This window comes from Luteimonas sp. MC1572 (assembly GCF_016615815.1).
Classification (GTDB): domain Bacteria; phylum Pseudomonadota; class Gammaproteobacteria; order Xanthomonadales; family Xanthomonadaceae; genus Luteimonas.
In genome coordinates this window covers 1,023,506-1,036,004 of the sequence record NZ_CP067112.1, presented here as the reverse complement: position 1 = coordinate 1,036,004, position 12,499 = coordinate 1,023,506, and the positions used below count along the sequence as shown (strand labels likewise).

General features: G+C 68.7%; 10 protein-coding genes. 2 read left to right on the top strand and 8 right to left on the bottom strand.

The features are described 5' to 3' along the window. Positions 1–47: 47 nt before the first annotated feature. The 5 genes from ispH to murJ all read right to left on the bottom strand — a co-directional run bounded on the left by ispH (position 48) and on the right by murJ (position 6,994). A complete protein-coding gene (gene ispH, locus JGR64_RS04725) occupies positions 48–998 on the bottom strand; it encodes a 4-hydroxy-3-methylbut-2-enyl diphosphate reductase (RefSeq protein ID WP_199375408.1) in 951 nt (316 codons plus the stop codon). Between the two features lie 66 nt (positions 999–1,064). Continuing rightward, positions 1,065–1,562: a signal peptidase II gene (gene lspA, locus JGR64_RS04720; RefSeq protein WP_199375407.1), complete on the bottom strand. Its 498-nt coding sequence runs from the start codon at positions 1,560–1,562 to the stop codon at positions 1,065–1,067. Then, positions 1,553–4,351, bottom strand: coding sequence for an isoleucine--tRNA ligase (gene ileS / locus JGR64_RS04715; protein WP_233348423.1), 2,799 nt, complete (start codon positions 4,349–4,351; stop codon positions 1,553–1,555). The genes lspA and ileS overlap by 10 nt, the downstream gene beginning before the upstream one ends. 59 nt (positions 4,352–4,410) lie before the next feature. Beyond that, a complete protein-coding gene (locus tag JGR64_RS04710) occupies positions 4,411–5,361 on the bottom strand; it encodes a bifunctional riboflavin kinase/FAD synthetase (protein ID WP_199375405.1) in 951 nt (316 codons plus the stop codon). A gap of 91 nt (positions 5,362–5,452) precedes the next feature. Beyond that, positions 5,453–6,994 (bottom strand): murein biosynthesis integral membrane protein MurJ, encoded by a 1,542-nt coding sequence (murJ, locus tag JGR64_RS04705; RefSeq protein WP_199375404.1) that lies wholly within the window; start codon positions 6,992–6,994, stop codon positions 5,453–5,455. Between the two features lie 236 nt (positions 6,995–7,230). Here murJ and rpsT point away from each other — a divergent pair, with 236 nt between their 5' ends. Then, positions 7,231–7,500 carry a 30S ribosomal protein S20 gene (gene rpsT, locus JGR64_RS04700; RefSeq protein ID WP_199375403.1) on the top strand — a complete coding sequence of 90 codons (270 nt, stop codon included), beginning with the start codon at positions 7,231–7,233 and terminating at the stop codon, positions 7,498–7,500. A gap of 244 nt (positions 7,501–7,744) precedes the next feature. On the opposite strand, the gene cgtA is transcribed toward rpsT, so the two are convergent. The 3 genes from cgtA to rplU form a co-directional block, all read right to left on the bottom strand. Beyond that, positions 7,745–8,827, bottom strand: a complete 1,083-nt coding sequence (gene cgtA / locus JGR64_RS04695) for an Obg family GTPase CgtA (RefSeq protein ID WP_199375402.1) — start codon at positions 8,825–8,827, stop codon at positions 7,745–7,747. 82 nt (positions 8,828–8,909) lie between these two features. Continuing rightward, a complete protein-coding gene (gene rpmA / locus JGR64_RS04690) occupies positions 8,910–9,170 on the bottom strand; it encodes a 50S ribosomal protein L27 (RefSeq protein WP_199375401.1) in 261 nt (86 codons plus the stop codon). A 12-nt stretch (positions 9,171–9,182) separates the two neighbouring features. Then, complete coding sequence (gene rplU, locus JGR64_RS04685) at positions 9,183–9,503, bottom strand: 50S ribosomal protein L21 (RefSeq protein WP_199375400.1); 321 nt, start codon at positions 9,501–9,503, stop codon at positions 9,183–9,185. Positions 9,504–10,025: 522 nt separating this feature from the next. Here rplU and JGR64_RS04680 point away from each other — a divergent pair. Continuing rightward, positions 10,026–12,449 carry a S8 family serine peptidase gene (locus JGR64_RS04680; protein ID WP_199375399.1) on the top strand — a complete coding sequence of 808 codons (2,424 nt, stop codon included), beginning with the start codon at positions 10,026–10,028 and terminating at the stop codon, positions 12,447–12,449. The last annotated feature ends 50 nt before the right edge of the window (positions 12,450–12,499 follow it).

The window sequence follows — 12,499 nt, the reverse complement described above, 5'->3', positions numbered from 1 at the left end:
GGGCGGCCTTTTTGTTGCGCGAGCCAGGCCGGGGTGGCCCGGCCGCCCTACTCCACCAGCCGCAGGCGCAGTTCCTTGGGCAGCGCGAACACCATGTTCTCCGGCTCGCCGGACAGCTCGCGGATGCCTACGGCGCCCAGCTCGCGCAGGCGCGCCAGCACGCCTTCCACCAGCACGTCCGGCGCCGAGGCGCCGGCGGTCACGCCGATGTGGCGGCGGCCTTCGACCCAGCGCACGTCGATCTCCTCGGCACCGTCGATCAGGTAGGCCTCGACACCATCGCGCTCGGCCAGCTCGCGGAGCCGGTTTGAATTGGAGCTGTTCGGCGAACCGACCACCAGCACCAGGTCGCACTGCGACGCCAGCGCGCGCACAGCGTCCTGGCGGTTCTGGGTGGCGTAGCAGATGTCGTCGTTCTTTGGCCCCTGGATCGCCGGGAAACGCAGGCGCAGGGCCTCGATGACGCTGCGGGTGTCATCCACCGACAGCGTGGTCTGGGTGGTGTACGCCAGGTTTTCAGGCTGCGAGACCTCGAGCACGGCGACATCGGCGACGTCCTCGACCAGGTAGATGCGTCCGGTGCCACGTTCCTTGTTCCACTGGCCCATGGTGCCTTCGACTTCCGGATGCCCGGCATGGCCGATCAACACCACGTCGCGCCCGGCGCGGCACTGGCGCGCGACCTCCAAGTGCACCTTGGTCACCAGCGGACAGGTGGCGTCGAACACCTTCAGGCCGCGCCGGTCCGCTTCCTGGCGCACGGCCTGCGAGACGCCGTGGGCGCTGAAGATCACGGTGTTGCCATCGGGCACCTCGTCGAGCTCCTCGACGAAGATCGCGCCGCGCTTCTTCAGGTCATCGACCACGTAGCGGTTGTGGACCACCTCGTGGCGCACGTAGATGGGCGCGCCGAGCGTCTCGATGGCGCGCTTGACGATCTCGATGGCGCGGTCCACGCCGGCACAGAAACCACGGGGGTTGGCGAGCACGATATCCATGATGGCCATTCTACCGCCCCGGCAAGGGCGCCGCCCTTCCCGGGCTGCGGGAGGAGCGGCGCGCGTTTATGCCGGCTTCGGCTTGCCTGCGATCAGCCCGAACAGCGCGATCCCGATCGCACCGCCGACGATCGCGGCATCGGCGATGTTGAACGCCGGCCAGTAGTAATCGCGCCAGTGCCACTGGACGAAATCGATGACATGGCCATGCACGATCCGGTCGATCACGTTGCCGATCGCGCCGCCGATCACAAGCGCGAACGGCAGCGCCGTGCGCCAGTCACCACGCGGGGTGCGCGAAAGCCACACCGCCAGCAGGCCGCTGATGCCGAACGCCAGGATGCTGAAGAACCACTTCTGCCAACCACCGGCATCGGACAGGAAGCTGAACGCGGCACCCGTGTTGTAGGTGCGGTACCAGTTCCAGAATCCGTCGATCACCGGGATCGCCGTGTACTCCGGCAGGCTGGTGAGTACCCACTGCTTGCTCAGCTGGTCGAGCACGATGACCAGCGCGGAAAGCAGCAGCCAGGGCAACGCATTGCGGGCGGGCTTCAGAACCATTGGCGATCCTCAGTGTTGCCTTCGACGTTGCCCGCGCAGCGCGTGCACAGCAGCGGATGCGCGGCGACGGTGCCGATGTCGCCGCGGTGCTGCCAGCAGCGCACGCACTTGGGCTTGGTGGTGGCCGTCGCGCTGACGCCGATCTCGGTGGCGCCATCGGCGACCACCAGCGCGACATCGCCGCTGATCAGCAGGAAGCGGAGTTCGTCGAGCAGCGGCGACAGCCGGTTCTGGTCGGCGACGCCGCATGCGAGCGTGATCTCGGCTTCCAGCGCGGCACCGATCACGCCGCTCGCGCGCATCGGCTCGAGCACCTTGGCCACCTGCTCGCGCAGGCGCAGCAACTCGTCGAACTCGCGCGCCGACATCGCGGCGTCGTCGGCCATCGGCGCCAGGCCGTCGTACCAGGTGGCGAACAGCACGTTGTCCTCGCGCGTGCCCGGCAGGTGGCTCCACATTTCGTCGGCGGTGAACGCCAGCACCGGGGCGATCCAGCGCACGAAGGCCTCGGTGATGCGGTACATCGCGCTCTGCGCGCTGCGCCGGCCGCGCGAGTCCTCCGGCATGGTGTACAGCCGGTCCTTGGTGACATCGAGGTACAGCGAACCGAGGTCGACGCTGCAGAAATTGAGCAGCGCCTGGATGATCTCCGCGAAATCGTAGCGCGCGTATGCGGCGACGATCTTTTCCTGCACTTCCCACGCGCGGTGCACGATCCAGCGGTCCAGCGCCACCATGTCGTCGAGCGGGCGCAGGTCGCGCACCGGGTCGAACCCGTGCAGGTTGCCGAGCAGGAAGCGCGCGGTGTTGCGGATGCGGCGGTAGGCATCGGCGTTGCGCTTGAGGATCTCCTTCGACAGCGACATCTCGTTGCTGTAGTCGGCCGACGCGATCCACAGGCGCAGGATGTCCGCGCCCAGCGTCTTCATGATTTCCTGCGGCTCAATGCCGTTGCCGAGCGACTTCGACATCTTGCGGCCGTTCTCGTCGACCGTGAAGCCGTGCGTCAGGCACTGCCGGTACGGCGCGGCGCCGTCGATCGCGATACCGGTGAGCAGCGACGACTGGAACCAGCCGCGGTGCTGGTCCGAGCCTTCGAGGTACAGGTCGGCCGGCTTGCCGATGCCGCGCGCGGCCAGCACGCACTCGTGGGTGACGCCGGAATCGAACCAGACGTCGAGGATGTCGGTGATGCGGTCGTAGTCGCCCGCCTCGTCGCCCAGTAGCTCGGCCGGATCGAGGTCGTACCAGGCATCGATGCCGGCAACCTCGACGCGGTCGGCGGCAGCGCGCATCAGTTCGCTGGAGCGCGGGTGCGGCTCGCCGGTCTCGCGGTGCACGAACAGCGCGATCGGCACGCCCCACGTGCGCTGGCGCGAGATCGTCCAGTCCGGGCGGCCCTCGACCATGCCCGCGATGCGCGCTTCACCCCATCCGGGAAACCACTCCACGCCCTGGATCGCGGCGAGCGCGTCGCGGCGCAGCCCCGCCTGGTCCATTGAGATGAACCACTGCGGCGTGGCGCGGAACACGACCGGCGTGCGGTGGCGCCAGCAGTGCGGGTAGCTGTGCTGCAGGCTGGCATGCGCGAGCAGTGCGCCGTTGGCACGGAGGACTTCAACAATCGCGTCGTTGGCCTTCCAGATGTGCGTGCCGGCGAGCGCCACGCCGTCCGCCGCCGGCGTCGAGGGCAGGTACACGCCGCGTCCGTCGACCGGGTTGAGCTGCGCCGCTGTGTACTTCTCGACCAGCCCGTAGTGCCGGGCCGCCACGAAATCCTCCTGGCCATGCCCGGGGGCGGTATGCACCGCGCCGGTGCCGTCTTCGGCGGTCACGTGTTCGCCGAGGATCAGCGGAATGTCGCGCTCGGGGTAGAACGGGTGCGCAAGCAGCTGGCCTTCGAGCGCGCTGCCCGGGGCGTGGCCGTGCACGGTCACCTCGTCCACCCCGTAGCGTGCAAGCGCCTTCGCCTCGAGCCCCGAGGCCAGCACCAGCCAGCGGCGTCGGCCGCCATGCGCCGGCCCTTCGACCAGCGGGCCCTCGACAAGCGTGTAGTCCAGCCCCGCGCCCAGCGCCACCGCCAGCGATGCCGGCAGCGTCCACGGCGTGGTGGTCCAGATCGGCACCGCGATCTCGACGCCTTCCGGCACTTCGGTGCCGAAGGCCCGCGCCAGCGCCTGCGCATCACGTGCCGGGTACGCCACGTCGACCGCGGTCGACTGCTTGTCCTGGTATTCGATTTCCGCCTCGGCCAGCGCCGAGCCGCAATCGAAGCACCAGTAGACCGGCTTCACGCCGCGCACCAGGTGGCCGTTGTCGACCACCTTGGCCAGCGCGCGCATCTCGTCGGCCTCGAACTTCGGGTCGAGCGTGAGGTACGGGTTGTCCCAGTCGCCGAGCACGCCCAGGCGCTTGAAATCGCGCATCTGCAGTTCGATCTGCGACAGCGCGTAGTCGCGGCAGGCCTGGCGGAACGCGGTGGCATCGAGCTTCACCCCCACCTTGCCGTGCTTCTTCTCGATCGCGATCTCGATCGGCAGGCCATGGCAGTCCCAGCCGGGGATGTACGGCGCATCGAAACCGGCGACGGTCTTCGAGCGGACGATGATGTCCTTGAGGATCTTGTTGACCGCATGCCCGAGGTGGATGGCGCCGTTGGCATACGGCGGACCGTCGTGCAGCACGAACTTCGGCCGACCCGCGGCGTGCGTGCGCAGGCGTGCGTACAGGCCCTCGCCCTCCCAGCGCGCCAGCGTGTCCGGCTCCCGCTTGGGCAGGTCGCCGCGCATCGGAAACGCGGTCTCGGGCAGGAGGATGGTCGGCTTGTAGCGCTGGCTGTCGTCGTCGGTCACGCGGTCGCTCGCTGCGGGGGCTGCATCAAAAGGTGGCGCGCCTGCTCGGCGTCGCGCTGCATCTGCGCGACCAGGGTCGGCAGGTCGGGGTATTTTTCCTCGTCGCGCAGGCGCGCGACGAACTCGACCTCGATGCGCCGACCATAAAGGTCGCCGTCGAAGTCGAACAGGTGGGCTTCCAGCAGCGGCTCCACGCCGTCCACGGTGGGTCGGGTACCGAAGCTCGACACCGAGGGCCAGGGCCGGTCACCGACGCCGTGCACGCGGGTGGCGTAGATGCCCTGCAAGGCCGGCACCTTGCCGCCGAAGCGCAGGTTGGCGGTGGGGAAACCCAGCGTACGGCCGAGTTGGCGTCCACGCACCACGCGCCCGGCGATGGCATAGGGCCTGTCGAGCAGCCGCGTGGCGGCGGCGAAGTCGCCTGCCGTCAGCGCGGCGCGGATGCGGGTGCTGGACACGCGCTCGTCGTCGAGCAGGACCGGAGCGATCTCGCCGGCGGCGAAGCCGAGTCGCTGCCCCGCCTGGCGCAGGGTGTCGAGGTCACCGGCGCGCCGCTGGCCGTAGCGGAACCCGGGGCCCACCCAGACCTCGCGGGCAGCAAGGCGTCCGGCCAGTACCGATTCGGCGAACGCATCCGGCGACAGCGCCGCGAATCCGGCGTTGAAGCGCAACAGGCCGACGGCATCGGCACCAAGCGCGCACAGCCCTTCGAACTTTGCCCGTGGCAGCCCCAGCCGCGGCGGTGGAGCGACAGGCGCGAAGAATTCCCGCGGCAAGGGTTCGAAACTCAGCGCGACCAGCGGCAAGCCAAGGGCGTGGGCGCGCCCGGCCGCGTGGCGCAGCAGCGCGCGATGGCCGAGATGCAGGCCGTCGAAGGCGCCGATGCAGGCCACGCTGCCCTCGGGGCACAAGGGCCCGCCGTCGACGTCGCGGAACAGCTGCTTCATGGGGTCCTGGGTGGAGAGGTGCGGCCGCCACCGGCGCCGCGACCGCGTGGGGTCGACCGCAGAGTATAACGGCGGCGCTCCACCCCCGGCCTCAGTGGCGCAGGTGGCGGGGCCGCAGGCCCAGCACCAGCAGGGCCAGGCCGTAGGTCGCCGCGCCGGCGGCAATGGTCGCCAGCAGCAAGCCGGCACGCGCTTGCCAGCCCTCGATGGCCGTCCAGTCGCCGATCCAGCCGCGCATCGCCAGCACGGCCGCCGCCATCGCCGCGCACGCCAGCAGCAGCCGCAGGCCGAATCGGCCCCAGCCCAAGGCGGGCACATAGACCCCGCCGCGGCGCAGGTAGCGCCACAGCAGCCAGGCGTTGGCCACGCCGGCAAGACCCGTGGCGAGTGCGATGCCACCGTGCGCGCCCGGCGTGTCGTGCAGCCACATCGGCGTGGTGAACGCGATGGTCAGCGCCACGTTGATGGCGACCGTCAGCAGGGCCGCGCGCATCGGGGTCTTCATGTCCTGGCGGGCGTAGAACGCCGGCGCCAGCACCTTGCTCAGCATGAACGCCGGAATGCCGATGCTCATGGCGGTCAGGCTGAGCGCCGCCATGCGCGTGTCCACCGCGGTGAACGCGCCGTAGTTGTAGACCGTGGCCGTCACCGGCTCGGCCAGCAGCAGCAGGCCGAGGCCCGCCGGCATGCCGGCCAGCAGCGCCATGCGCAGCGCCCAGTCCAGCGAATGGTTGTAGCCGTCCGCGTCTTCGGCCGCATGCCGGCGCGACAGGTGCGGCAGGATCACGGTCCCCAGCGCCACGCCGAACAGCCCCAGCGGAAACTCGACCAGGCGGTCGGAGTAGTACAGCCAGTCCTGGCTGCCATCGGCCAGCAGCGACGCGAATGCCGTGCCCACCAGCAGATTGACCTGCGCCACCGAGGACGAGAACAGCGTCGGCAGCATCAGCTTGCCAACCCGGCGCACGTCCGGATGGCGGAAGCCGGGGCGCAGGCGCGGCCGCAGCCCCAGCCTGCCGAGCGCCGGCCACAGCAGCACCAGCTGCAGGAAGCCGGCGACCAGCACGCCCCAGGCAAGGCCCACCGGCTGCACCTCGAAACGCGGTGCCAGCCAGAACATGGCGGCGATCATCGTCAGGTTGTGCAGCACCGGGGTGAACGCCGGCAGCGCGAAACGCCCTTCGCTGTTGAGCACCGAGCCGGCCAGCGCCATCATCGAAATGAACAGCAGGTACGGGAAGGTGATGCGCAGCATCAGCGCCGTCTGCGAGAACTTCTCCGGTTCGTCCAGCGCACCTGGCGTGAACAGAGCGGTGATCACCGGCGCCAGCAGCACGCCGGCGGCGCAGACCACCAGCACCACGGCACACAGCGCGCCGGCCATGTGGTCGATGAAGTCCTTGAGCGCCGCGCGGTCGCCGCGTTCCTTGATCTCGTTGAGCACGGGCACGAAGGCCATCGCCATCGAACCCTCGGCGAACACGCGGCGCAGGAAGTTCGGGATGCGGTAGGCGACAATGAACGCACTCATTGCGCCGCCGGTGCCGAACAGCGTGGCCTGCAGCATGTCGCGCACGAAGCCGGCGATCCGCGACAGCAGGGTCATCGCACTGAACACCGCGGTCGAACGCATCAGCCCACCCCGCGGGCGGCGACCTCCGGGACCGGGGGCGACTGGCCCGCTTGCCGAAGCGGCAGACGGCGCAGCCGCGGCCGGATCCGGGCTGTCCAGGCCCGGTGCCGGGGCGGACCCGGTCACGCCCGCAGCCCCGCGTGGCGGGCATTGTTGACGCAAGCCCCTGATTCACCCATAATTTCCTGCTTGCTCGACCCCAAACTCATCTCTACCCCAGTTTCCAGGATCCCATCGTGGCCAACATCAAGTCCTCCAAGAAGCGCGCCAAGCAGGCTGTCGTGCGCAACCTGCGCAACAACAGCCAGCGTTCGCAGCTGCGCACCGCCGTCAAGAAAGTGCTCAAGGCGCTCGACGCCAACGATGCAACCGGCGCCCGCGAGGCCTTCAACGTCGCGCAGCCGATCCTCGATCGCTTCAGCGCGCGTGGCCTGATCCACCGCAACAAGGCCGCCCGGCACAAGAGCCGCATCAACGCCCGCATCAAGGCGCTTGCTGCCGCCTGAGGCCGTTGTACCGGCGCTTCCCGAAAACCCGGCCTCGGCCGGGTTTTTTGCGTCGGCTGGGCGGGGTGCCAGGGCAAAGGCGTTCCTGGCCACGGATTTGCGCGGATTTACCCGGATCTGTCCGAGGCGAGCGGACAGGTCACGCGACTGGCCGGGGCTTTGTTGTGGTTGTTGCCCTTTATCCGCGCTGATCCGCGCAAATCCGTGGCAAAAAAACGCCCCTGCCCTTTCCACCCCGCCCACCTCAGCCCCCGGCCGGGGCTGCCGGGGCTGCCGGAGCGGCGGCATCGGCTGCATCCGCGGCTTCAGCGGCCAGCAGGGCCTGTTCGTCGAGGAACGCCTGGACCTTGAGCATCACGTCGCGGGTGCCCGTGTGCGCGAGGCCCGAGACCACGAACCAGGGCTGGGTCCAGCCGAGTTCGGACACGATGCGCTCGGCCAGAGCGCGTGCGTCGTCGACCGGCAACAGGTCGGCCTTGTTGAGCAGCAGCCAGCGCGGCTTCTCCATCAGGCCGGCATCGAACTTCGCCAGTTCGTGCTCGATCGCGCGCACCTGCGCAACCGCATCGGAGCCGTCGAGCGGCTCCACTTCGACCAGGTGCAGCAACAGGCTGGTGCGCTGGATGTGGCGCAGGAACAGCGCGCCGAGGCCGGCGCCATCGGCGGCACCCTCGATCAGGCCCGGGATGTCGGCGATCACGAAACTCCGCGCCGGCTCCACGCTGACCACGCCGAGGTTCGGGTACAGCGTGGTGAACGGATAGTCCGCCACCTTCGGCGTGGCCGCCGAGACCGCGCGGATCAGCGTCGACTTGCCCGCGTTCGGGAAGCCCAGCAGGCCGACATCGGCGAGCAGCTTCAGTTCCAGGCGCAGCGCGCGCTGCTCGCCTTCGCCGCCCGGCGTGGCCCGGCGCGGGGCGCGGGTGATCGAGCTCTTGAAGTGCATGTTGCCCAGCCCGCCCTGCCCGCCGCGCGCGACCAGCAGGCGGTCGCCGTCGTTCACCAGGTCACCGATCACCTCGTCGGTGTCGATGTTGAGCACCTGGGTGCCCACCGGCACGGTGATCACCGTATCGGTGCCGCCCTTGCCGTAGCGCTGCTGGCCCATGCCGTCTTCGCCGCGCTGGGCGCGGAACGCCTTCTGGTGGCGGAAATCGACCAGCGTGTTGAGGTTGCGCGTGGCTTCGATCCAGACGTTGCCGCCGTCCCCGCCATCGCCACCATCAGGTCCGCCGAGCGGGATGTATTTTTCGCGCCGGAAACCGACGCAGCCATTGCCGCCGTTGCCGGCGGTCACGGTGATTTCGGCTTCGTCGACGAGTTTCATGTCTGGATCCGCTGCTTGATTGGGGGGATTACAACAAAAAGCCCCGCCGGAGCGGGGCCCTTGCTGGATCGTGGCGCCAGGCTCAGGCCTCGGCAACCACGCTCACGGTGCGACGCTTCTTCGGGCCCTTGACCGCGAACTCGACCTTGCCGTCGATCAACGCGAACAGGGTGTGGTCGCGGCCGAGGCCGACGCCCGCGCCCGGGTGGAACTGGGTACCGCGCTGGCGGATGATGATGTTGCCGGCATCGATCGCCTGGCCACCATAGATCTTCACGCCGAGGTATTTCGGGTTGGAGTCGCGGCCGTTGCGCGAGGAACCTACGCCCTTTTTATGTGCCATGGCTGCTGCTCCTTACTTCTTGTCGCCACCGGCGATGCCGGTGATCTCGATTTCGGTGTAGTGCTGCCGGTGGCCCATCTGCTTGCGATGGTGCTTGCGGCGGCGGAACTTCACGATGCGCACCTTGTCGGCGCGGCCGTGGGCCTTGACGGTGGCGGTGACGGTGGCGCCCTTGAGCGCGTCGCCGATCTTGATGCCTTCGCCATCACCGAGCATGAGCACGTTGTCGAACGTGATCTCGTTGCCCGCCTCGACGTCAAGCAGCTCGACGCGGAGCGTCTCGCCTTGCATCACGCGGTATTGCTTTCCGCCTGTTACCAGGACTGCGTACATGACCAAGCTTCCTATGTAGTTATTGTGGTCTCTGTCACCTTTGCGGCAGACAGGAGCGGAATTGTAGGCGATTCATGAAGTTAGCGTCAAATCAACCTGAATACAGCCAATACGGTTGCGTGCGGGGTGCTGCATCAAGTAGCGTCGGGTGACGGTAGCTTCAGGGGGTTGCCGCATAGGGAAGTCAAGACTGCGTGCGGAGCCCGGTGGCTATGGACTCCGCGATGGATGAATGTCTACGGGGGCCTCTGTTCGTGCAAAGCGAGACCAGCGCCAAGTTGGCCAGCGATGGCTGCGCGCCCCCGACCCTGCCCCGCCAGCCAGCGCATCCGCCCGCGGCGCGCCTCATCGACGCCCTTGCCCGGCGCCCCTCCGTATACAGCCTTCCCACACGTGCCGCCGACGCAAACCGTCGCGCCGCGGGCAGGCCTGCAAGTTCCACTGCGGTCGCACCAGCAACTCTGTGGATAGGGCCGACGCCCTGAAAAGCGCTCGGATCGATAAAAGGGAGAGAGGATCGAAATGACACGACGCACTCGCAGCACCACGACAACGACCGCGCTCGCGGTGGCCATTGCAGCCGCACTGGTCGCAGCACCCGCGGCCTACTCGGCTGGCAGGCAGCCCGCCAAGACCGCCAAGGGCCCGGTGTTTTCCAAGCCGGCCCAGGCCTACGGGACCAACCTCAAGGCCCCGACCAACGAAACCCACGACGGTTTCATCATCAGCTTCCAGAAGGGCGCCAAGCCCAGCGCGGCAGCCCTCCGTGACCACCTCCAGGCCGTCGGCAAGAGCCTGGGCATCCAGATCGCGGTCGACCGTGACCTGGCCACCGGGGCAAAGCTGGTCCGCACCAGCCGTGCCCTCGACCGTGACGGCCTGAAGCAGCTGACCATCGAGCTGATGAAGAGCCCGATGGTCCGCGCCGTCGACCCCAACGGCCGCATGTACCGCGCGTTCACGCCGAACGACCCGCTGTTCGCCGAGCAGTGGCACTACCAGGGCGGCGGCATGGGCATCAACGCCGTCGAAGCCTGGGATACGGTGGACGGCGCCGGCTACATCGTCGCCGTGCTCGACACGGGACAGGTGAACCATGCCGACCTCGCGGGCCAGTTCATCGCCGGCTACGACTTCATCAGCGATCCGGCCAACGCCCGCGACAACGATGGTCGCGACGCGAACCCGAATGACGAAGGTGACTGGGACGACAAGTACGACAGCTCCTGGCACGGCACCCACGTCGCCGGCACCGTTGCCGCACTTACCGACAACAACGTCGGCGTCGCCGGCGTAGCACATGGCGCCAAGGTCCAGCACGTGCGCGTGCTTGGCAATGCCGGTGGCACGTTCGCCGACATCAACGACGCCATTGTCTGGGCGTCGGGTGGCACGGTGGCCGGTGTTCCGACCAATGCCACCCCCGCGAACGTCATCAACCTCAGCCTGGGTGGCACCACGGTCTGCCCGACCGCCATGCAGGATGCGATCGACATCGCCATCGCGAACGGCACCGTCGTGGTCGCCGCGGCCGGCAACTCCAGCGCGAACGTGAGCGGGTTCTCCCCCGCTGGCTGCAATGGCGTGATCGCTGTCGCGGGCACCGGGCCGAACAACACCGCCTATGCGTCGACCAACTTCGGTACGCGCATCAACGTGGCGGCTCCGGCCGGCAGCGGCTCGCAGCCGGCCACCAACCAGGTGCTTTCAACGCTGAACGCCGGACTCGAAGGCCAGGGCGCGGACTCGTACGCCTGGTATGCGGGTACGTCGATGGCGGCACCGCACGTCGCGGGCACCATCGCGCTCATGATGGAGGCTGCGGACGAAGCATTGCCGCCGGCCGAGGTCGAGACCATCCTCGAGAACACCGCGTTCGCGGCGAACGGTCTGGTCGCGGGCTGCAACAACGCCGAGCGCTGGTGCGCCAGCATGATCGACGCCGGCCGTGCCGTCGCGGTCGCCAGGGGCGAGGAGCCTCTGCCCCCGACCCCGCCGGCACCGCCGGAGCCGCCGCCGCCGACCGTACTCCAGAGCGGCGTGACGGTGGACCTGCCGGACATGGTGGCCAACGACAACCTGTACTTCGTGCTGGACGTCCCGGCCGGCCAGGGTCAGCTGAACTTCAACCTCGGCGCCGGCACCGCGGGTGACTCGGACATCTACGTCCAGTACAACCAGCGTCCGACGAACTCGATCTGGCAGTGCCGTCCCTGGACGGGTGGCACGGTGTCGGAGCTCTGCTCCTTCACTGCGCCCACGGCAGGCCAGTGGCATGTCCGGGTGAACGCGTACACCGCGTCCGCCGGGTACACGCTGACCGGCACCTACACCGAGGAAGGTCCGCCGCCGCCGACGACGACCGTGCTCCAGAACGGCGTCACCGTGTCGGGCCTCAGCCTCGCGACCAACCAGGAGCTGTTCTTCGTGCTCGACGTGCCGGCAGGCGCGACCGACCTCAAGTTCCAGATGACGGGGACGAACGGCGATACGGACCTGTATGTCCGCCGCGGCAGCCTCCCGACCGACGCGGCCTACGATTGCCGTCCATGGCTGTCTGGCAGCAACGAGACGTGCACCATCGCCGCGCCCGAGGCGGGTCAGTGGTTCGTCCGCCTCGACGGCTATGCCGCGTCGACGGGCGTGAGCCTCACCGGCAGCTTTGTCGGCGGGCCGGCCGGCGAGCCGCCCACCAACGTGTCGGCAGCCTATGCCTTCGCGCTCAAGGCGTTGCGCGTCCGAGTGCCGCTGAAGTGGGAAGGTGGCGGCGAGCAGGTGGACATCAAGCGCAATGGCGCGACGGTGGCCACGGTGGCCAACAGCGGCTACCTGCTGCACACGTTCACTGCCAGCGCCCCCGGTGCCGGCAGCACGACGTACGAGGTCTGCAATGCCGGGACCGCCGAGTGCGCCTCGACCACGGTGAACTACACCGCGCGTCGCTGATCACCCGGTAACACGCTGTAATCAAGGGGCCCGGTTCGCCGGGCCCCTTT

Excerpts from the sequence above, each read along its gene's own strand:
- ileS (WP_233348423.1), bottom strand. The coding sequence starts at position 4,351 with ATGCGCGGCGACCTGCCCAAGCGGGAGCCGGACACGCTGGCGCGCTGG.
- murJ (WP_199375404.1), bottom strand. The coding sequence starts at position 6,994 with ATGCGTTCGACCGCGGTGTTCAGTGCGATGACCCTGCTGTCGCGGATC.
- cgtA (WP_199375402.1), bottom strand. The coding sequence starts at position 8,827 with ATGAAACTCGTCGACGAAGCCGAAATCACCGTGACCGCCGGCAACGGC.
- ispH (WP_199375408.1), bottom strand. The coding sequence starts at position 998 with ATGGATATCGTGCTCGCCAACCCCCGTGGTTTCTGTGCCGGCGTGGAC.
- rplU (WP_199375400.1), bottom strand. The coding sequence starts at position 9,503 with ATGTACGCAGTCCTGGTAACAGGCGGAAAGCAATACCGCGTGATGCAA.
- JGR64_RS04680 (WP_199375399.1), top strand. The coding sequence starts at position 10,026 with ATGACACGACGCACTCGCAGCACCACGACAACGACCGCGCTCGCGGTG.
- JGR64_RS04710 (WP_199375405.1), bottom strand. The coding sequence starts at position 5,361 with ATGAAGCAGCTGTTCCGCGACGTCGACGGCGGGCCCTTGTGCCCCGAG.
- lspA (WP_199375407.1), bottom strand. The coding sequence starts at position 1,562 with ATGGTTCTGAAGCCCGCCCGCAATGCGTTGCCCTGGCTGCTGCTTTCC.
- rpmA (WP_199375401.1), bottom strand. The coding sequence starts at position 9,170 with ATGGCACATAAAAAGGGCGTAGGTTCCTCGCGCAACGGCCGCGACTCC.